Annotated in this window: 19 protein-coding genes, 1 tRNA gene and 1 pseudogene; 12 read left to right on the top strand and 9 right to left on the bottom strand. The window is 71.3% G+C overall.

All coding sequences use genetic code 11. The features are described from left to right. Positions 1–83: 83 nt before the first annotated feature. The 3 genes and pseudogenes from ACGGCP_RS07595 to ACGGCP_RS07585 all read right to left on the bottom strand — a co-directional run. Positions 84–392: pseudogene (locus ACGGCP_RS07595) on the bottom strand (NUDIX hydrolase); the annotation flags it as partial. A gap of 151 nt (positions 393–543) precedes the next feature. Further along, positions 544–1,488: an NADP-dependent oxidoreductase gene (locus tag ACGGCP_RS07590; RefSeq protein ID WP_392962545.1), complete on the bottom strand. Its 945-nt coding sequence runs from the start codon at positions 1,486–1,488 to the stop codon at positions 544–546. A gap of 72 nt (positions 1,489–1,560) precedes the next feature. Continuing rightward, positions 1,561–2,766, bottom strand: a complete 1,206-nt coding sequence (locus tag ACGGCP_RS07585; protein ID WP_392962543.1) for a DUF418 domain-containing protein — start codon at positions 2,764–2,766, stop codon at positions 1,561–1,563. Between the two features lie 127 nt (positions 2,767–2,893). On the opposite strand from ACGGCP_RS07585, the gene ACGGCP_RS07580 reads away from it, so the two are divergent. Further along, the gene (locus ACGGCP_RS07580; protein ID WP_392962540.1) at positions 2,894–3,631 is read left to right on the top strand and encodes a TetR/AcrR family transcriptional regulator; all 738 of its coding nucleotides are present in this window, start codon (positions 2,894–2,896) and stop codon (positions 3,629–3,631) included. On the opposite strand, the gene ACGGCP_RS07575 is transcribed toward ACGGCP_RS07580, so the two are convergent. Beyond that, positions 3,628–4,500 carry a LysR family transcriptional regulator gene (locus ACGGCP_RS07575; protein WP_392962538.1) on the bottom strand — a complete coding sequence of 291 codons (873 nt, stop codon included), beginning with the start codon at positions 4,498–4,500 and terminating at the stop codon, positions 3,628–3,630. The genes ACGGCP_RS07580 and ACGGCP_RS07575 overlap by 4 nt on opposite strands. A gap of 86 nt (positions 4,501–4,586) precedes the next feature. Here ACGGCP_RS07575 and ACGGCP_RS07570 point away from each other — a divergent pair, with 86 nt between their 5' ends. The 7 genes from ACGGCP_RS07570 to ACGGCP_RS07540 all read left to right on the top strand — a co-directional run bounded on the left by ACGGCP_RS07570 (position 4,587) and on the right by ACGGCP_RS07540 (position 11,725). Next, positions 4,587–5,024, top strand: a complete 438-nt coding sequence (locus ACGGCP_RS07570) for a hypothetical protein (RefSeq protein ID WP_392962535.1) — start codon at positions 4,587–4,589, stop codon at positions 5,022–5,024. Continuing rightward, entirely contained in the window at positions 5,017–6,585 is a 1,569-nt protein-coding gene (locus tag ACGGCP_RS07565; RefSeq protein ID WP_392962532.1) for a multicopper oxidase family protein, read from the top strand. The genes ACGGCP_RS07570 and ACGGCP_RS07565 overlap by 8 nt, the downstream gene beginning before the upstream one ends. An 88-nt stretch (positions 6,586–6,673) precedes the next feature. Beyond that, positions 6,674–7,660: an ABC transporter substrate-binding protein gene (locus ACGGCP_RS07560; protein WP_392962529.1), complete on the top strand. Its 987-nt coding sequence runs from the start codon at positions 6,674–6,676 to the stop codon at positions 7,658–7,660. Further along, positions 7,657–8,691, top strand: coding sequence for a FecCD family ABC transporter permease (locus ACGGCP_RS07555; protein WP_392962527.1), 1,035 nt, complete (start codon positions 7,657–7,659; stop codon positions 8,689–8,691). Before ACGGCP_RS07560 ends, ACGGCP_RS07555 begins: the two co-directional genes overlap by 4 nt. 1 nt (position 8,692) lies before the next feature. Then, on the top strand, positions 8,693–9,721 hold the full coding sequence (locus ACGGCP_RS07550) for a FecCD family ABC transporter permease (RefSeq protein ID WP_392962524.1): 1,029 nt from the start codon (positions 8,693–8,695) through the stop codon (positions 9,719–9,721). 96 nt (positions 9,722–9,817) lie between these two features. After that, entirely contained in the window at positions 9,818–10,669 is an 852-nt protein-coding gene (locus ACGGCP_RS07545; RefSeq protein ID WP_392962522.1) for an SDR family oxidoreductase, read from the top strand. 102 nt (positions 10,670–10,771) lie between these two features. Then, on the top strand, positions 10,772–11,725 hold the full coding sequence (locus ACGGCP_RS07540; protein WP_392962520.1) for an NAD(P)-dependent alcohol dehydrogenase: 954 nt from the start codon (positions 10,772–10,774) through the stop codon (positions 11,723–11,725). 145 nt (positions 11,726–11,870) lie between these two features. Here the strand turns inward: ACGGCP_RS07540 and ACGGCP_RS07535 are convergent. Continuing rightward, a tRNA-Gln gene (locus tag ACGGCP_RS07535) sits at positions 11,871–11,945 on the bottom strand. A gap of 127 nt (positions 11,946–12,072) precedes the next feature. After that, positions 12,073–12,663, bottom strand: coding sequence for a hypothetical protein (locus ACGGCP_RS07530; protein WP_392962518.1), 591 nt, complete (start codon positions 12,661–12,663; stop codon positions 12,073–12,075). 68 nt (positions 12,664–12,731) lie between these two features. Here ACGGCP_RS07530 and ACGGCP_RS07525 point away from each other — a divergent pair, with 68 nt between their 5' ends. From ACGGCP_RS07525 to ACGGCP_RS07510, 4 genes are all read left to right on the top strand, one after another. Next, on the top strand, positions 12,732–13,049 hold the full coding sequence (locus ACGGCP_RS07525) for a PadR family transcriptional regulator (protein WP_392962515.1): 318 nt from the start codon (positions 12,732–12,734) through the stop codon (positions 13,047–13,049). Further along, the gene (locus ACGGCP_RS07520; protein WP_392962512.1) at positions 13,046–13,654 is read left to right on the top strand and encodes a permease prefix domain 1-containing protein; all 609 of its coding nucleotides are present in this window, start codon (positions 13,046–13,048) and stop codon (positions 13,652–13,654) included. The genes ACGGCP_RS07525 and ACGGCP_RS07520 overlap by 4 nt, the downstream gene beginning before the upstream one ends. Before the next feature lie 125 nt (positions 13,655–13,779). After that, positions 13,780–14,292, top strand: a complete 513-nt coding sequence (locus tag ACGGCP_RS07515; RefSeq protein ID WP_392962509.1) for a SigE family RNA polymerase sigma factor — start codon at positions 13,780–13,782, stop codon at positions 14,290–14,292. Between the two features lie 19 nt (positions 14,293–14,311). Beyond that, positions 14,312–15,922, top strand: a complete 1,611-nt coding sequence (locus ACGGCP_RS07510) for a hypothetical protein (RefSeq protein WP_392962507.1) — start codon at positions 14,312–14,314, stop codon at positions 15,920–15,922. Between the two features lie 100 nt (positions 15,923–16,022). Here the strand turns inward: ACGGCP_RS07510 and thpD are convergent, their stop codons facing one another. From thpD to ectB, 3 genes are read right to left on the bottom strand one after another with little or no spacing between them, the layout of a single operon-like run. Further along, complete coding sequence (gene thpD, locus ACGGCP_RS07505; protein WP_392962504.1) at positions 16,023–16,910, bottom strand: ectoine hydroxylase; 888 nt, start codon at positions 16,908–16,910, stop codon at positions 16,023–16,025. Positions 16,911–16,955: 45 nt separating this feature from the next. Beyond that, on the bottom strand, positions 16,956–17,369 hold the full coding sequence (locus tag ACGGCP_RS07500; protein WP_392962502.1) for an ectoine synthase: 414 nt from the start codon (positions 17,367–17,369) through the stop codon (positions 16,956–16,958). Continuing rightward, positions 17,366–18,640: a diaminobutyrate--2-oxoglutarate transaminase gene (gene ectB / locus ACGGCP_RS07495; RefSeq protein ID WP_392962499.1), complete on the bottom strand. Its 1,275-nt coding sequence runs from the start codon at positions 18,638–18,640 to the stop codon at positions 17,366–17,368. The genes ACGGCP_RS07500 and ectB overlap by 4 nt, the downstream gene beginning before the upstream one ends. Positions 18,641–18,668 lie beyond the last annotated feature (28 nt).

Here is an 18,668-nt window from a genome sequence, read left to right as displayed (position 1 = left end):
AGGCGCTCCGCGACGACCTCGGTGTCGAGGTCGGTTGCGGGGCGCCATTCGGCGGCGTGGACTTCTTCTGCCGCGGGGCGCAGTTCGGCGTCGGCGCAGTGGAAGAGGTAGCGGACGTCGTAGTGCCAGTGGGCGTCTTCGGCTTTGCGCGGGTTGGCCGGGATCGGGTGGACGTCGATGTGGATGGGGACCGGGTCGGCGAGGGTCAGGGCCGCGGGGTCGATGCCGGTCTCCTCGACCGCTTCGCGGAGGGCCGCGAGGGGCAGGGACTCGTCGTCGGGTTCGAGGTGGCCGCCGGGCTGGAACCAGCGGCCGATCGTCTTGTGGTGGATGAGGAGCACCTCGCCCACGGCGTTTATGAGAATCGCCGAGGCCGTGACGTGGCCGGGCATGTCCTTGCGGTCGAAGCCGTCCGGGCCGGTGAGCGCCAGGAGCGGCGCGATCGAGTCGGCGTCGTCGGGCCACCGGTCGAGGTAGGCGGCGAGCTGGTCCTTGAGGTGGGCGATCGTGATGGGCACCGCCGTATTGTGCCAGGCGCCGCCGCTAGTCGACGGTGAGCACGATCTTGCCGGTCGCGCCGCCCGACTCCATCGCCTCGTGGGCCTTCGCGAAGTCTTCGAGCGGGAACGTCTCGGCCACATGGACTTTCAGCTTGCCGTCGTCGACGAGGGCAGCGAGGCCCTGGAGGCCGATGAGGTCGGGTTCGACGAGCATGAAGTCGGTGCGGATGCCGCGCGCGACCGCCTCGGGGAACTCGGCGTCGCGCAGCGAGTAGTAGAGCTGGGCGAGCACGCCGCCGTCGCGGATCACCGAGACCGAGCGTTCGGCGTAGTCGCCGGGGAGGGTGGTGAGCGCGACGTCGACGCCCGAGACGACCTCGGCGAAGTCGACGGCGCGGTAGTCGATCACCTCGTCGGCGCCGAGGCTGCGCACGAAGTCGTGCTTACCTGCGCTGGCGGTGCCGATGACGCGGGCGCCGCGGGCCTTGGCGATCTGGACGGCGAGGTGGCCGATGCCTCCGGCGGCGGCGTGTATGAGGACGGTCTGCCCGGCGGAGAGCCCTGCATTGTCCACAAGGGCCTGCCAGGCGGTGAGGCCGCACAGCGGGAGACCCGCGGCCTCGATGTGCGAGAGGGACGCGGGCTTCGGGGCGAAGTGGCGGCTCGGGGCGGTGACGTACTCGGCGTGCGTGCCGGCCTGGTGCGGGAAGTTCGGCATGCCGAAGACCTCGTCGCCGGGTTTGAAGCGGGTGACGCCGATGCCGACCTTCTCGACGACTCCGGAGACGTCCCAGCCGAGGATGAACGGCGGCTGTCCGATGTAGAGGCCGATCTCGCGCGCGGCCGGGTCGACCGGGTTGACGCCCGCCGCGCGGACGCGGACCTGGATCTCGCCGTAGTACGGCTCGGGCCGCTCGACCTCGCGGAGCGCCAGCACTTCCGGCCCGCCGAGGGTCTGCTGGGTCACGGCGCGCATCGTCTCGGGCACGGCAGGTCCTTGTCTCTGGGAGTAGGGCTCGATTCTAGGCCGGGGCCCGCCGGCGGCGAGCCCCGGCGGCCGTCAGCGCCTACGGCCGTAAGTGAGCCGCCGCAGCAGCGTCTCCGCAGGGCCCCGGTAGCCGCGCCGCTGGGCGAGGTACGCGGCCCACACCGTCAGCGCCCAGACCGCGAGCGCGCACGCCTGCGAGACCAGCAGCGGACTGCCGACCCGCTCGTCCAGACCGAGGAAGAACGGCGTGGCCAGCACCAGCCAGGCGACCGACTGGAACAGGTACCCGCTCAGCGACCGCTGCCCCAGCGCGCTCACCGCCGTCACCCAGCGCCCGGCGGGCCTGCGGGAGAGGACGTGCGCGAGCAGCCCGAACACGGCCGCGTAGCCGACGCCGCCGAAGAACCCGGAGACCTCGTACAGCAGCTTCATCGCGGCGGCCGATCCCTCGTCGACGTGCAGGAACCCGCCGCTGACCAGCGCCATCGGCAGGCCCGCCGCGACGGCGACGGCCAGGCCGCCGAACGCGGTCCAGCGCAGCAGCGGCAGGTGCCGCTCCGGCTCCTCGAGGAAGCGGCGGCGGCCCGCCCACGCGCCGACCCAGACCATGAGGATCATCGCCAGCAGCGTGGCGGTGTGCACCGGCCATTCGGCGAGCCGTTCGCCGACTGAGGCGAGGTAGGTGCCCGCTTCGACAGACGGGAAGGGCGACACGGGGATCGCGGCGTCGCCCGCCTTGAAGCCGACGACGACCACGGCGGCGAGGACGAGCAGGTAGAGGCCGCCGACGGCGAGGTACCAGGGCGCGAAGCGGTGCACCTTGTCCGAGCGCTGCAGCAACAGGAGCGTGAACGCGACGCCGATGAGCCCGTACGCGCCCAGGAAGTCGCCCGAGTAGAGGAGCACGCCGTGCGCGATGCCGAAGACGAACAGCCATCCGTTGCGGCGCAGCAGGACCCGCCGCACTTGGGCCGGGGTCGCGCCCGCCTCTGCCTGGCGGCGGGCGAGCTGGACGAGACCGTAGCCGAACATGATCGCGAACAGCGGGAACGCCCGCGCGTGGATGAACTCGATCATGAAGAAGTTGTAGAAGCGCTCGAATCCGCGCGGGTCGGTCTCGATGCCGGGGGCGCTGGCGAGGAAGTACCCGGCGCTATTGGCGAGCGCGATGAACAGGAGCATCGCGCCGCGCGCGAGGTCGGGCGCGAGGGCCCTTTCGTTGGGGCGCACGGGGCCGCGGCGGATGCGCGGCTCGGCAGATGCGGTCTGGGGGGTCATGTCGGTCCTTCGGGGTTCGCGATCGGATTCACTTACTATCTTGAAGATACTATCCTAGGGATACTAATAGTGTGTGCGATGATGGCCCGCAACCGCGGCAGCGAGGGGACGGAGGTGGCCGCAGCGCATGGATGAGACCCGAGTGCCGGATGAGCTGGCGAGACTGTGGCGGATCACGCCGGAGTCCCGGCTCGGTCGGCCTGCGAGGCTCGACGTCGCCCGCGTCGTCGACGCCGCCGTCGAGCTGGCCGACCGCGAGGGCCTCGCGGCGGCGACGCTCCCGAAGGTCGCCGAGTCGCTCGGGGTCACGAAGATGTCCCTGTACCGGTACGTCGGCTCCAAGGACGAGCTGCTGGCCCTCATGCAGGACGCGGCGATCGGCCCTGTCCCGTCCTCATTGGACGGCACCGGTCCGTGGCGCGCGCGCCTGCGCCTGTGGGCGGTCGAGCAGCGCGACGGCCTCGCCCGCCACCCGTGGCTCGCGACCGCGCCCGTCTCGGGACCGCCCAAGGGCCCCAACATGATCGGATGGCTCGACGCGGGGCTCCGCGCGCTCCGTGAGAGCTCGCTCGACTGGGGCGCGAAGGTCGGCGTCGTGATGCTGGTGAGCGAGTACGTCCGCAGCAGCGCCCAACTGGTGCAGGGGCTCGAATCCGGACGCGAGGCGGGCCAGGACCAGGCGGCGGCCGAGCGGGACTACGGCCGCGCCATGGCGTCCCTCGTCTCGCCGGAGCGGTTCCCGGACGCGGCGGCCCTGTTCTCCTCGGCCCTTTTCGAGGACACCGGCGACGACACCGCGCAGCAGGACTTCGACTTCGGTCTCGACCTCATCCTCGACGGCGTCGCGGCCGCGGTCGAGCGCTAAGCGGCGTCCCAGTTCCAGTCCCTGACCTGGGCGCGCATGAGGCGCGCCGCGGCGGAGAGCCGGTCGTCGCGCGCCGAGTGGAGGCTGAGCGTGCGATTGCAGTGGGGGTGGTCGATCCCGACCCAGGCCGCGCCCGCCGCCGGGAAGCTGCGGCGGGCGATCTGCGGGAAGAGACTCACGCCCAGACCGGTGCCGACCAGCATGTACGTGGCGGCGGGCTCGTCGATCTCGCAGGCGATGCGAGGCTCGAGGTTGCGGTCGGCGAAGAGCCAGTCGAGGAGGCGCCGCTGCCATTGGCCGCGCCTGGTGATGACGAACGGCTCGTGCGCGAGGGCTTCGACCGTCACCTGCGGCTCGCCCGCGAGGCGGTGGCCGGGCGGGACGGCGAGCCAGACCTGTTCGACGTGGACGACTTCGGAGGCGGGCGCGCTCACCGGCTGCGAGGCGAGGCAGAGGTCGATGTCGTCGGAGCGCAGGGCCTGCTCCATCTCGTTCGGGGCCATCTGGAAGAGCCGCACGTCAATGTCCGGGTGCGCGGCCTTGAACGCGGCGATCGGGCCGGTGAGCGGCAGGAACGTCTCCGACGCGAGCCGCACGGTCCCGGCGCCGCCGTCCGCGGCCTCGGCGACGGCGCGGCGTCCCGCTTCCAGTTCGCCGAGCGCGCGTTCGACGTGGTCGCGGAAGATCCTGCCGGTCGCGTTGAGCCGCAGGCGGCCAGCGCGGTCGAACAGGGGCGTGCCGAGTTCGGCTTCGAGGCGGGCGACGGTGCGGCTGAGGGCGGGCTGGGCGACGCGGAGTTCCGCTGCGGCGCGGCTGAGGTGCTCCTCACGCGCGACGATGAGGAACTGCTGCAGGGCGTTCAGATCCATTGACGTCCTCTCATACCTCCGGAGTTATAACACCATAGCGATATTGGTCTTTGCAGTCTTAACCGCGCGGTCATATCGTCGTCGACGTGGAACGAACCCTCGAAGCAACCGCCGCCCCGCCGGGCGCGCGAACCGCCGTCAGCGGCTGGATCCTCCGGTCGGCCGCGAGCCTCTTCCTGGTCGTCGGCTTCGGCCAGCCGGTGTTCGCGGGCGTCTATCTCAGCGGCGAGTTCGACGGCCTGTCCTGGCATGTGATGGGCGCGGACCTGGTGTCGTTCATCAGCCTCGCGCAGCTCGGCGCGGCCGCCGCGGTGTGGATCCGGGTGCGCCGGGCCTGGCCGTTCTGGGCCTCGCTCGCTTTGATGAGCGGAGTGACGGCGCAGTACTTCGCCGGGATGAAAGGGGCCCTGTGGCTGCACCTGCCGCTCGGCGTCGCACTCGTCGCCGGGATCGCGATCGTGTTCGCCGCCTTGTGGATGCGGCCCCTCCCCCGCCGCGCGAAGGCGGTGCGCACCGATGGCTGAGGTCTCACGGCGCCGCCTGCTGGGCATCGGCGCGGGACTGGGCGCCGTCGCGGTCGGCGGCCTGGCGCTCTCGGCGGCGCAGGCCCGGCGCACCCCCGAGACCGGCGACCTCCTGACGAGCGATATCCCACTGCCGCGCGCGTTCTCGGTGCCGCTGCCGATCCCGGCGGTGCTCGAACCCGTCTCGTCCACCGACGAGGGGGACCGGTACGAGATGGTGCAGATGGAGACCGAGGCCGAGATCGTCCCCGGCTACTCGACTCGACTGTGGACGTACAACGGCACGTTCCCCGGCCCCACCGTCGAGTCGCGTCGCGGCCGCCATGTCACTGTGGCGCACCGCAACGAGCTCCCCGTGCCCACCGTCGTCCACCTCCACGGCGGCCGCACGCCCGCCTCCTCCGACGGGTACCCGACCGACCTCGTCCTCCCCGAGGGCTGGACTGGGACGCACCATCAGGGCCACGCCATGACCGACGACCTCGCCGTCGTCACGGACGTCCAGCGCGAGTACGGCTTCCCGCTCGACCAGCGCGCGACGATGCTCTGGTACCACGACCACCGCATGGACTTCACCGCTCCGGCGATCTGGCGCGGCCTCGCCGGGCTCCACTTCGTGCGCGACGACGTGGAAGACGCACTCGACCTGCCCCGCGGCGAGCGCGAGATCCCGCTGATGATCGCCGACCGGGCCTTCGACGCGGACGGCCAGCTGAAGTACCCGTCGCTCGACCCGTCCCTGACCGGCGAGACCGGCGTCGAAGCGCCGTTCACCGCGGGCGTCCTCGGCGACGTGGTCCTCGTGAACGGCGCTCCCTGGCCGGTGCACGAGGTCGACTCCGGGCTCTACCGCCTGCGCGTCCTCAACGGCTCCAACGCGAGGCACTACGAGCTCGAGGCCCTCGACGAGGACGGCCGGACCGTCCCGCTCGTCCAGATCGGCGCCGACCAGGGCCTCCTGGCGGCCCCGGTCCGCCACGACCGCCTCCCGATCGCCCCCGCGGAACGCTACGACCTGCTCATCGACTTCGGCGGCGTCCCGGTCGGCACCACCGTGCGCCTCGCGAACCGCCTCGGGTCGGGCAGCACGAAGGACGTCATGGCGTTCCGCGTCGTCCGCGAAGGCGAGCGCGCCGCGATCCCCGCGACCCTCGCCGACGACCTCCCCGAATGGGACCGCTCAGCGGCCGTCGCCGTCCGCGACATCGCCTTCCGCGCCGGGCGCGTGAACGGCCGCCACGGCTGGGTCGTCGACGGACTCCCTTTCGACCCCAACCGCACCGACGTCACCGTCAACTTCGGGGACGTCGAGGTCTGGCGTCTCATCGCCGACGTCCACCACCCCGTCCACCTTCACCTCGTGGGCTTCCGCATCCTCTCCCGCGGCAGCGGCGGCCCGCTGCCCCACGACGCCGGTCTCAAGGACACCGTCTCGCTGCGCCCCGGCGAGTCCGCCGAGATCATCACCCGCTTCGACGGGTACCGCGGCCGCTACCTCTTCCACTGCCACAACGCCGAACACGAGGACATGGGCATGATGGCCAACCTCGAAGTCACCTGACCCGCGATGCCCGCAGCGCGGCGACAGGCATGTGAAGCGCCTTCATATAAGGTATGCCTAAGCTAACTTCGCCGGAAGGACATCCCCCATGCGCCGCCCCCTGTTCGCAGCCACAGCCGCTGCGGCACTGCTGCTCTCCGGCTGCTCGGCATCCGATTCCGAGGCCGACGGCGACGAGGTCGCCTGGTCGTACACCTCCGGAGACGGCGAGACCTACACCGCCAGCGAGGTCCCCACCCGCATCATCGCCGAGGCCTCCTCGGCGAAAGCCCTGATGGAGTTCGGGATCAAGCCCATCGGCATCTGGGCCAGCAACCCGATCGAAGAGGACGTCTCGCTCCGCGGCGCCGACTTCTCCGGCATCGAGGTCCTCGGCGAGGAGTGGGGCAAAATCGACGTCGCCGCCGCCGCCGAACTGCAGCCCGACCTCATCGTCGGCGACTGGTGGCCCGTCGAGGAGGCCTACAGCGGCCTCGAAGACGGCGTCGAAGAGGAGAGCAAGAAGCTCGCCGAACTCGCCCCCGTCGTCGGCCCCGCCCAGAGCGACTCCGTGGTGACCCTCATCGAGGGGTACGCCGAACTCGCCGAGACCCTCGGCGCCGACCCCGGCCAGATCGCCGAATCGCGCACCGCTTTCGAAGCGGCCGTAGCGGACTTCCAGGCGGCCACCGCCGAGAAGCCCGGCCTCACCGCGCTGGCCGTCAGCCCCTACGACACCAGCTACGCGATCGCCGTGCCCGAGCACGCCCCCGAACTGCTCGACTTCCAGCAATGGGGACTCGACGTCATCGACCCCGACACCCCCGACCCGGACTTCCCGTACTGGGAGACGCTGAGCATGGAGAACGCCGACAAGTACCAGCCCGACCTGCTCCTTTTCGACGACCGCTGGCACCCCGGCAACGAGGACACCCTCGCCGCCGCGCCCATCTCGTCGAGCATCACCGCGTTCGCGGCGGGCCAGACCACGACCTGGCCGGGATACTGGCTCCACACGTACAGCGACTACACGGCCGAGCTGACCCGCCTCGCCGGGGTGATCCGCGCCGCCGACGAGAACCTCGTCCAGGAGTGACCGCCGCCGCGGTGGTCCCGCCCGCGTCGATGGCCAGGTCATCGGTGCGGGCGGGCGTCCTGCTCGCCGCGACCGGCGGGCTCGTCCTGCTCGCCCTCCTGAGCCTCACCCTCGGCTCGCGCGACATAGCGCCGTTCGAGGTCCTCCGGGTGTTCACCGACTCCGCCCCGAGCGCCGACGCCACCGTCATCCGCGAGATGCGGCTGCCCCGCACCCTGATCGGGATCGGCGTCGGCGCGGCCCTCGCGGTCAGCGGCGCGATCCTCCAGAGCCTGGCCCGCAACCCGCTCGCCGACGCGGGCGTCCTCGGCATCAACGCCGGGGCGGCCGTCGCCGTGGTGGCCTCGGCGTTCGTGTTCGGGGCCATGCCGGTGAGCGGATCGGTCTGGTTCGCGTTCCTCGGCGCGGGCGCGACCACCGTCGCCGTGTACGTCATCGCCGCCGTCGGCAGGGAAGGCGCGACACCGGTCAAGCTCGCCCTGGCCGGGGTCTGCATCACCGCGCTGTGCGGCTCGGTCACCTCGGCGCTCGTCCTCGCCGATCCCGATGCGCTGGAAGAGCTGCGCATGTGGCAGGTCGGGGCGCTCGGCGGCCGGTACTTCCCCGTGGTGACGCAGGTCGCGCCGTTCCTCCTCATAGGACTCGCCGCCGCCCTGTGCACCGGCCGGATCCTGAACCTGCTGTCCCTCGGCGAAGACCTCGCCCGCGGCCTCGGCGTCCGCACCGGAGCGGCCCGGGCGGGCCTGTTCGCCCTGGTCGCGGTCCTGTGCGGCGCGGCGACCGCCGCCTGCGGCCCGATCGTGTTCGTGGGCTTGATGGTCCCGCACGCCGCCCGGCTGATCACCGGGCCCGACTACCGGTGGATCCTCGCGTACTCCGCGGTGCTCGGGCCGGTGCTCATGCTCGGCGCCGACATCACCGGCCGCCTCGTCCTCCCCGGCGGCGAGATCCCGGTCGGGGTCGTCATCGGCGTGCTCGGCGCCCCCGCCTTCGTCCTGCTCGTCCGCTACCGCAACCTGGTGGAGCTCTGAGATGACCGCCGTCCTCACCGCGACCGGGCAGCGCGCGCTCGCCCGCCGCCGCGTCCGACTGGTCGCTGCCGGACTCGCCCTCGCCGCGGCCGGCCTGTTCGGGCTCGCCATCGCCATCGGCGGCGAACTGCTCCCGCCCGTGGAGGTCGTCACGGGACTCACCGGCACCGGCGAGCCGTCGACCGTGTTCATCGTCCGCGAACTGCGCCTGCCGCGGGCGGCGGCGGCACTCCTCATCGGACTCGCGCTGGGCGCGGCGGGCACGCTCTTCCAACGGGTGCTGGGCAACCCGCTCGCGTCGCCGGACTTCCTCGGTGTCACCGCGGGCGCCGGGACCGCGACCGTCACCGCGATCGTCTTCGGCGCCTCGGGCGCGCTGCTGCTGCCGGCCGCCGCCCTCGCCGGAGGCGCCCTGACCGCCGCGCTCGTCTACCTGCTCGCCTGGCGGCGCGGCGTCTCCGCCTACCGCTTCATCCTCGTCGGCGTCGGCGTGGCCACCTTCGCGCAGTCGATCACCTCGTACCTGGTCGCCCGCGCCGAGATGCGGGACGCGCGCGAAGCGCTCACCTGGCTCGTCGGCTCGGTCGGCATGGCGTCCCCGGAGGCACTGACCCTGCTCGCGGTCACCATGGCGCTCTTCGCTCCCGCCGCCGTGTACGCCTCCCGGGTGCTGCGGGCACTGGAGCTCGGCGACGCGACCGCCCGAGTCCTCGGCGCCCGCACCCAGCGCGACCGCGTCGCCGTGCTCGGCATCGGGGTCGCCCTCATCGCCGTGGCGACCGCGGCCGCGGGCCCGATCGCGTTCATCGCCATGCTCGCCGGTCCCCTCGCCCGCCTCCTGCTGCGGCGGGCGGGCCAGAGCATCGCGGCCGCCGCGTTCATGGGGGCGGTGCTCCTCCAGACCGCGGACCTGCTCGCACAGCACGCGCTGCCCTGGCCGGTCTCCACCGGCGTGGTCACCGGCGTCTTCGGCGCCCCCTACATCGCCTGGACCCTCATCACCGCCGCCCGCCGCTCCGACCTGCGCTGACCGCCTGCACGGCACCCGCTGCACCGGATACCGCGCGGGCGTCCGCGCTCGGCGGGGATACTGGCGGACGTCTCGCACACAGGGAAAGGCCAGCGCATGGGAATCATCGCCGTCACCGGTGCCACCGGCCAGCTGGGGTCCAGGGTCGCCCGGATGCTCGCCGAACGCGGCGCGCGGCAGCGGCTCGTCGTCCGCGATCCCTCGCGCGCGCCCGAACTCGACGGCGCCGAGGTCGCGGTTGCGTCCTATGAGGACGAAGCCGCGCTGCGCGCCGCGCTGGCGGGCGTCGACACCCTGTTCATGGTCTCCGCGCATGAGAGCCGGGACCGGATGCCCGAGCACCGCAGCGCGGTGCGCGCCGCCGCGGCCGCCGGTGTCGAGCGCGTCGTCTACACCTCGTTCATGGGCGCCTCCCCGGAGGCGACGTTCACGTTCGCGCGCGAGCACGCGCAGACCGAGCGGCTCATCGCCGAGTCCGGACTGCGGATGACGGCCCTGCGGAACTCGCTGTACGCCGACATGCTGCCGCTCTTCGTGCAGGACGGCGTGATCCGCGGTCCGGCCGGGCGGGGCCGGGTCGCCTGGGTCGCCCGCCGCGACGTGGCCCGCCTCGCGGTGGCGACGCTGCTGGACGCCGCCCATGCCGACCGGGTCTACGACGTGTCCGGCCCGGATCCGCTCGATCTGCACGAGTCGGCGCGGATTCTCGGTGCGGTCACCGGCCGCGAGATCGCCTACGTCCCCGAGACCGACGAGGAGGCCCGCCATTCCCGGGCGGGCGCCGAAGACTGGCAGATCGCCGGATGGGCGGGCTCGTACAAGGCCGTCGCGACCGGCGAGACCTCGGTGACCAGCCACACCGTCGAGCATGTCACCGGAACGCGCCCTTGGAGTCTCGAGGAGTTCCTGACCAACGAGCCGGAATCCTGGAGCCACCTGGTCGAGTGAGGCGTCCGATTGCGACGCGACGGCACCCCAGACGACGAGTCTCCGGGTCGAGCCGGTCCTGACTACAGTGGAGAGCTCCGCCGCCGTGAGACAGGAGCCCCCATGAAAGCGGTCATCCAGGATCGATACGGGTCCGCAGAGGTCGTCCGCGTCGGCGACCTCCCCGAGCCGGTTCCCGCGGACGACGAAGTGCTGATCCAGGTCCGGGCCGCGTCCCTCAACGGATCGGACCGGGAGAACCTCGCCGGAAGCCCCTTCTACGCGCGCCTGGGCGGACTCCGCCGTCCGCGCCATCCGGTGCCGGGCTCGGACGTCGCCGGAGTCGTGGCCGCCGCCGGGAGCGCCGTCACTGCGTTCGCCGTGGGCGACGAGGTCTTCGGCGAGCTGGCCGGATACCGCGGCGGCCTCGCCGAGTACGTGGCGACCTCCCCGCGGCTGCTGGCCCGCAAGCCCGCGGGTCTGTCCTTCCTCGACGCGGCGGCGATCCCGCAGGCGGGCTGCATCGCCTTCAAGTCGACCCGCGGGATCGAACCGGGCGAGCGGGTCCTGGTGAACGGCGCGGGAGGCGCGGGCGGGGCGCTCATCGTCCGACTCGCCAAACACCTCGGCGCTGTCGTTACGGCCGTCGACCGCGGGGACAAGGCCGAGTACCTGCTGCGGCTCGGCGCCGACGACACGATCGCGTTCGAGCACGAGGACTGGGCCGACGGGCGCGACCGGTACGACCGCGTCATCGACCTCGTCGGGCACCGCTCGCCCTTCCGGGTCCACCGGGCGTTGCGCCCCGGCGGGGCCTACCTCATGGTCGGCGGGCGCACCCGCGTCCTGCTCGCGGTGTTCGCCACCGGATGGGCGATCCGCAAGCAGGGCAAGCGGGTCAAGGTCCTGGCCGTGCCGCAGTCGCGCGCCGATCTCGAGGCGGTCACGGCCGCGGTGGTCGACGGCGCGGCCGCCGCGGCGGTCGACCGGGTCTACACCCTGGAGGAGGCGCCCGCGGCGTTCGCGAGACTCGCCGCCGGTGCGAACCTGGGAAAGATCCTCATCGAGATCTCCTGACCGGCGACGGAGATCAGGGGCGGTGCAGGCCATCGGCCAGCGCCGGGCTGGTCGCGCAACGCTCTTCCCGGCGAAGCGCAATTTCCGTGAGGCGGAAACCAAGAACACCAGGCCTGTGGGCCTGGTGTTCGGGTAAGAAATTTTATGGCTGGGGTACCTGGACTCGAACCAAGAACAACTGAACCAGAATCAGCCGTGTTGCCAATTACACCATACCCCAATGGTGTGTTAGCGCCTCGAATCGTGCGGCGCCGACGGGATGTAACTGTACCGGACGCGTCCGCGCCCCTACAAACGGGTTCCTGTGATGGGGACAACGCAGTGGCAGGGGCGCGGAGCGCGGCGGTTCAGGCCGCCTGGAGGGCGGGTTCGGGGCGGCGGAGGTCCGTGCGGAGGTAGAGGAGGGCCAGCGCGGCGAAGGCCCCGAGGATGAGGAGGTCGGCGCCGTGCGCGACGGCGGCGGTGCGGGTGATGCGGCTGAGCGGGAAGGCGACGCTGGCCAGGACGAGGAGCCCGCCGAGCCACAGCGGCGCGAGGCGCGACCAGGCGAGGACGATCCCGAGGGCGGCGAGGCTCACCGGGAAGGCCGGGCCGGGCAGCCACAGGACGAAGGTCGAGGCGACCGGGTGCGCGGCCGCGGCCTCGAGCGATTCGGCGCCGGGGATCGCGAAGATGCCCTCGAAGAACCCCTGGAGGCTGAAGGCCATGCCTCCGGCGAAGCCCGCGAGGGCCAGGAGGATGCCGACCGCGCCGACCCACGGCTTCCAGGCGGCGATCCGCTCCCAGACGCCGAGGACGCCGTAGATCCAGGCGACGGTGCTGAGCATGAGGACGACGCTGGCGGTGGTGCCGTAGCGGTCGCTCTCCCAGAGGAAGGTGGCGACGGCGCCGAGCAGGGGCCCGGCGAGGAGCGAGAGGAAGTGCAGGTGTCTGATCATGTAGACAGACTATATGTAGCTCGTCTACTTATCAAGCCCGTCTACCTATGAGGGCGTAAGCTGGGCGCATGGACGCTGACGGCATTCACGGCCAGCTCGACACCCTCATCCTCGCCACCCTCAAACGCGGTGAGGCCCATGGCTACGCGATCATCGCGGCCCTCAAGGAGTCGAGCGGCGAGCAGCTCGACCTGCCCAGCGGCACGGTCTACCCGGCACTGCGCCGCCTCGAACGCGCCGGCTACGCGGCCGGGAAGTGGACGCAGGCCTCCGGGCGGCGGCGGCGCGTCTACGCGATCACCGACGAGGGCCTCGCGGCGCTCGCGAAGGGCCGCGAGGACTGGCTGGCGCTGCGCGAGGTCATGACCGCGGTCCTGGGCCCGTGAACGGGTACGTCGACGAGGTCGCCGCGCCCCTGCGCGGCCCCCGGCGACTGCGCGCCGACATGCTCGCCGAGCTCGGCGGCGGGTTCGAGGAGGCTGTCGCCGAACGGATCGACGCGGGGATGGAGCGCGAACGTGCCCTCGCCGACGCGGCGGCCGAGTTCGGTGCGCCCCAGCTCATCGCGGCCGAGTTCCAGCGCGAGCTCGCGGCCGCGCAGGCGCGCCGCACGGCCTGGACCCTGCTGATCGGCCTGCCCGCGTTGACGATCATGTGGGACCTGTTCGGCGGCGAAGGCGACCCGGGCCTGGCGGTGACACTGCTCGCGCGGGCCATCGACCTCGCCACGGCGGCCGCGTTCACCGTCGCCGCACTCGTCGTCGCCCGCAGGCTCGAGCGGCGGGCCGCCGCGCTGTGCGGGACGGCCGGGCTCACGCAGATCGCCGTCGCCCTCACCGGTTCGGCCGTCATCGCGGTCCTCGGCGCGAGCGAGGCGGACACCGCCGACGCGACCGCCTGGCTGCTCCTCGTCATCGCCTCCGCGCTCGGCTCGGCGTGGATCACCGGCTCGGCGCTCCGGTCGCTCCTGGCCGGGAGAGCCGCGGCATGAAGGCAGATCACACGGCACCGACGGCAACCCGGAGCGCAGCTGCCGCGTAATAGGCGTGTCGGGCCACGCCGAATCCACCACACCGCGGCCGGCCCGGCCCCTACCCGTCACCTGAAAGAGGCCCCGTGAGTTCAGAGGAGCAGCAAGAGGCCGAGTTCCGATCCTTCGCCATCGCCCAACGCGAGAGTCTGCGCAGGTACGCGTACCTGCTGTGCGGGGACTGGTATGAGGCCGACGACATCGTGCAGAAGGCGTTGACCAAGATGTTCGCGGCATGGAGGCGTGTCGAGCCGGGCGGTGCTCCGGCGTACGTCCGCAAGATCGTCACCAACGTGTACATCTCCCATCGACGCCTGGCCTGGGTCCGCCGCGAGCGGACGAGTTCCGAACTGCCCGTTCAGGAACTCGCACGTCCACAAGAGGCAGTGGACGTGCGCATGGAACTACTGGCGGCTCTGGACCAGCTGCCGGTCAGGCAGCGCGCGACGCTCGTGCTCCGTTACTGGGAGCAACTGTCCGTCGACGAGACCGCGACCGCCATGAGCTGTTCGACCGGAACCGTGAAGAGCCAGTCCGCCAAGGGCCTGCGCAAGCTGAAAGAGCTCCTCGACGATTCCCCAGTCCTGGCCCGGGCGTAGCGGAAGGAAGCGATAAGCGATGAACCTGCAAGACGATCCAGAGGCGGTTTTCCGCACCGTCATGCCCGAATCCCCGCCACCGACAAGCGAACTCGACCTCGACCGGATCGTGCGCGACGGCTACCGCGCACGCCGTCGCCACCGCGCGGTGCTCGGGGGCGCCGCGACCACCGGCGTCGCAGCAGTGGCCGGAGTGCTCGCGATAACCGTGGTCGGTCTTCCCGGGGGGACGACCGACCCGACCGAGGACCCGACGGGGGGCGACACCGCACCGCCCGCCGCGGAGGAGACGATCGACGACCCGTCGATGGCCGGGTACCCGTACCGCGAAGACTGGGGCCTGGCCGACGGCGGGGGCGAGTACGCGGAGTACGAGCCGTCCGCAGAGGTCCTGACCGTCCAGGACGCGGCTACCGCGGCGTTCGGCCAGCTCCTCGCCGACAACGGGGTATGGAACGACCCGGAGAACACCCCCGACGAGGAGGAGTGCTCCTACCTGGCCGAAGAGGGCGCCACGCAGGAGGAGATCGACCAGTGCATGGCCGAGGCGAGCGGCATGCACGTCAGCGCGGACCAGGAACCCGGCAACTACAGCCAGACCTACCTGCGCACCATCGTCGGCGGCGAGTCCGAAGAGGATGGTTCGGCGCTGCGGAGCATCTTCGAGCTCAAGGTGCTGCTGCCCGGCGGCTGGACCGCCGAGCCCGGACCGATCACCCAGCAGCTGTTCCCGCAGCACCTCATCAGCGACGGCCCCTACTTCAGCGAGGAGGCGCCCGAGTTCACCAGCGAGGAGCTCGACGACGGCCGCACCCTGATGATCGCCGACCACGGCTGCGCCGCCGACATCGCGGTCGTCTACCCGAACGGCACCGGCCTGCGCACCTCCTGGAACAACTGCTCGGGCACCGACTACCCGCTCGACCTGGAAGGTCTCAAAACCGCCGCGCTGGCCATGCCCGAGTTCGAGTTCGACACGTCCGAGCTGACCCCGGTGGGCGACCTGATCGACGTCCCGACGGGCTGGATCGACGAGTACGACGTCTGGGCGAATTCGCCGGAGGCCGAAGAGCAGGCGCGGCAGAGTTACGACGGCGCGCGCGAGGCGCTCCAGAACCTCTACCCCGAGGCGACCCTCGGAACCGGCGACGCCCGGTCGCTGGGCATCACCGGCAGAGGCCTGGTCATCCAGCGTTCGTACGGCAACAGCGGCACCCTTCCGTTCGAGACGACGGTCGACGAGACCACCGCGGACGTCTACTTCGACCTGCGGTACTACCTGCCGGGCGGATGGATCCCGGGCTACTCGGAGACCGGCCACTGGGACCCGCACCTGCGGGTCTGCGGCGAGGAGTACGCCTGCAGCACCATGACCGACGACGACGGCACCATCTGGACGTTCGAAGAGCTCAACGTCGAGTACCAGCCGCAGGCCGGGGAGGACTGGGAGCCCTACACCGACCACGAGATCTACGCGACGCGGTACTCGCCCGAGGGCTGGGCGGTCGGCATGTGGGTCTCGTGGCAGGACGACGCTCCGATCGACGCCGACATGCTCGGCGACATCCTGCGGGACATGCCCGCCCCCGTCTACGACGAGGACGCGGTGCCGGAGGTCCCCGCCGGGTAGGACCGTAAGCCCCCCTTTGAAGAACGAGGCGCGGGCCCGACATGGTCGGGCCCGCGCCTTCCCCCGTCGCGGCGGCCGTGCGCGGCCGCCTGGTCTCGGGCTAGTTGAGGACCGCCCAGTCGCGGGAGCCGAGGTACTCGGGGCGGTGCTTCTCGGCCGCGAACGGCGCTTCCAGGGCGTTCTCGACGCTGTTGAACACGATGAACAGGTTCGAGCGCGGGAACGGCGTGATGTTCCCGTTCGAGCCGTGCATGCAGTTCGAGTCGAACCAGATCGCCGACCCGGCCGGGCCGGTGAACTGGTGGATGCCGTGCTTGTCGGCGAGCATCCGCAGCGAGTCGTGGTCGGGCGTGCCGACCTCCTGCTTCACCAGGGACGCCTTGTGGTTGTCCTCGGGGGTCGCGCCGACGCACGAGACGAACGTCTGGTGCGAGCCCGGCATGATCATCAGCGAGCCGTTGAAGTGGTAGTTCTCGGTCAGCGCCAGGGAGAGGCTGACCGCACGCATGCGCGGCATGCCGTCCTCGGCGTGCCAGGTCTCGAAGTCCGAGTGCCATTCGAACGGCGCGCCGCCGAAGCCGGGCTTGTAGTTGACGCGGCTCTGGTGCACGTACACGTCCGAGCCGAGGATCTGGCGGGCAACCCCGGCGACCCGGTCGCTGCGGATGAGCGCGTCGAAGAACGGCGAGAGCCGGTGCACGTCGAAGACCGAGCGGACCTCGTCGGTGGCGCGCTCGCGGATGACGCGCTCGTCGCCCGCGAGGGCCGGGTCCTGGAGGATCTGGTTGAGCTCGTACTGCGCGGCGGCGAGTTCGGCCGGCTCGAGCAGCTGCTCGATCGCGGTGAAGCCGTCGAGCTCGTGGCTGCCGAGGACGTCCTCGGTGAGCGGCCCGTCGCTCGGGCGGCCCCACACGGCGGGATCCTCGGTGCGGTAGACCAGGCGCGGTTCCTTGAAGCGGCGGGTCGGGTAGAAGTCGGTGGACTGCATGGTTCGCTCCTCACTGCGCCGCAAGGGAAGCGGCGCTTTGATCGGCTAGTTCTCTTCGGTGAGCAGGGGGTAGGTGCCGTCGGCGTCGTGGACTTCCCGGCCGGTGACCGGCGGGTTGAACACGCACACGCAGCGCAGGTCCGCTTCGATGTCGAGCGTGTGCCGCTCGCCGCCGTTGAGCAGGTACATCGTTCCGGGCGTGAGCGCGTGGACGTCGCCGGTCTCGTGGTCGCGGAGCTTCCCGGACCCTTCGATGACGTACACGGCCTCGACGTGGTTGGCGTACCGCATGGTCGTGGAGGTCCCGGCGTACAGGACGGTGTCGTGCAGCGAGAAGCCGACGCCGTCGCGGGCGAGCAGGAGCCGACGCGAACGCCATGTGCCCCTTGCCTGGTCGCGGTCGTGGCCTTCCACGTCCGCGTCAGTGCCGATGAGGTCTTGGAGCCTGCGGACGATCATGCGGCCTCCTTCGCGGCGGCTTCCTTCGCAACGGTGGCGACGGCTTCGCGGACGATGCCGACGCCCTCCTCGAAGTCGGCGCGGGTGGTGGTGAGCGGCGGGAGGAACTTGACGACCTCGTCCTCGGCGCCGGAGGTCTCCATCAAGAGGCCGTTCGCGAAGGCCTCCTGGCAGACCTGGCCCGCGTGGGCCGGGTCCTCGAAGACCATGCCGCGCGCCAGGCCGCGCCCGCGCGTGGTGATGCCCAGTTCCGGCTGGCTGGCGGCGATGTCGGCGAGCTCGGCGTCGAGCCAGGCGGCGTCCCGGTCGACTCCGGCGGTGAACTTGTCGTCGCGCCAGAACGTCTCCAGCGCGGCGGTGGCGGTGACGAACGCGGGCGCGAACCCGCGGAACGTCCCGTTGTGCTCCCCCGGCTCCCACACGTCCAGGTGCGGTTTCATGAGCGTGAGCGCGAACGGCAGGCCCATGCCGGACAACGACTTCGAGAGCGTGACGATGTCCGGGTAGATCCCGGACCGCTCGAACGAGAAGAACGGACCCGTTCGCCCGCAGCCCATCTGGATGTCGTCGACGATGAACAGCATGTCGTGCTCGCGGCACACGTCCTGGAGGCCGCGCAGCCACGTGTCGGAGGCGACGTTGATGCCGCCCTCGCCCTGCACGGTCTCCACGATGACCGCGGCGGGCTGGTCGAGGCCGGAGCCGGAGTCCTCCAGGAGGCTGCGCAGCCACAGGAAGTCCGGCGTCTGGCCGTCCATGTAGTTGTCGTAGGGCATGGTCGCGGCGTTGTTGAGCGGGACGCCCGCGCCGCCGCGCTTCATCGAGTTGCCGGTGACCGCGAGGGCCCCGAGGGTCATGCCGTGGAAGCCGTTCGTGAAGGACACGACGGTCTCGCGGCCGGTGTACTTGCGGGCGAGCTTGAGCGCGGCCTCGACGGCGTTGTTGCCTGCGGGCCCGGGGAACTGGACCTTGTAGTCGAGGCTCCTGGGCGCGAGTACGACGTCGCGGAAGGTCTCCAGGAAGGTGCGCTTGGCGCCCGAGTAGGCGTCGAGGGTGTGGACGACGTTGTCCTCGGCGAGGTAGCCCAGGAGGGCCTCCTTGAGGACGGGGTGGTTGTGCCCGTAGTTGAGCGAGCCCGCTCCGGCGAAGAAGTCGATGTACGACCGTCCGGCTTCGTCGTCGATGCGGCTGCCCTTCGCGGTGGTGAACACCGTGGGCCAGTTGCGGCAGTAGGAGCGGACTTCTGATTCGACCTGTTCGAAAACCTGCATGATCTCTTCTTGGTCTGCCTGGTTGGCT

The sequence above is a fragment of the Glycomyces sp. NPDC048151 genome, from assembly GCF_043202775.1.
In the GTDB taxonomy this organism is placed as follows: domain Bacteria; phylum Actinomycetota; class Actinomycetes; order Mycobacteriales; family Micromonosporaceae; genus Glycomyces.
This window is presented reverse-complemented; position numbering and strand designations above follow the sequence as displayed.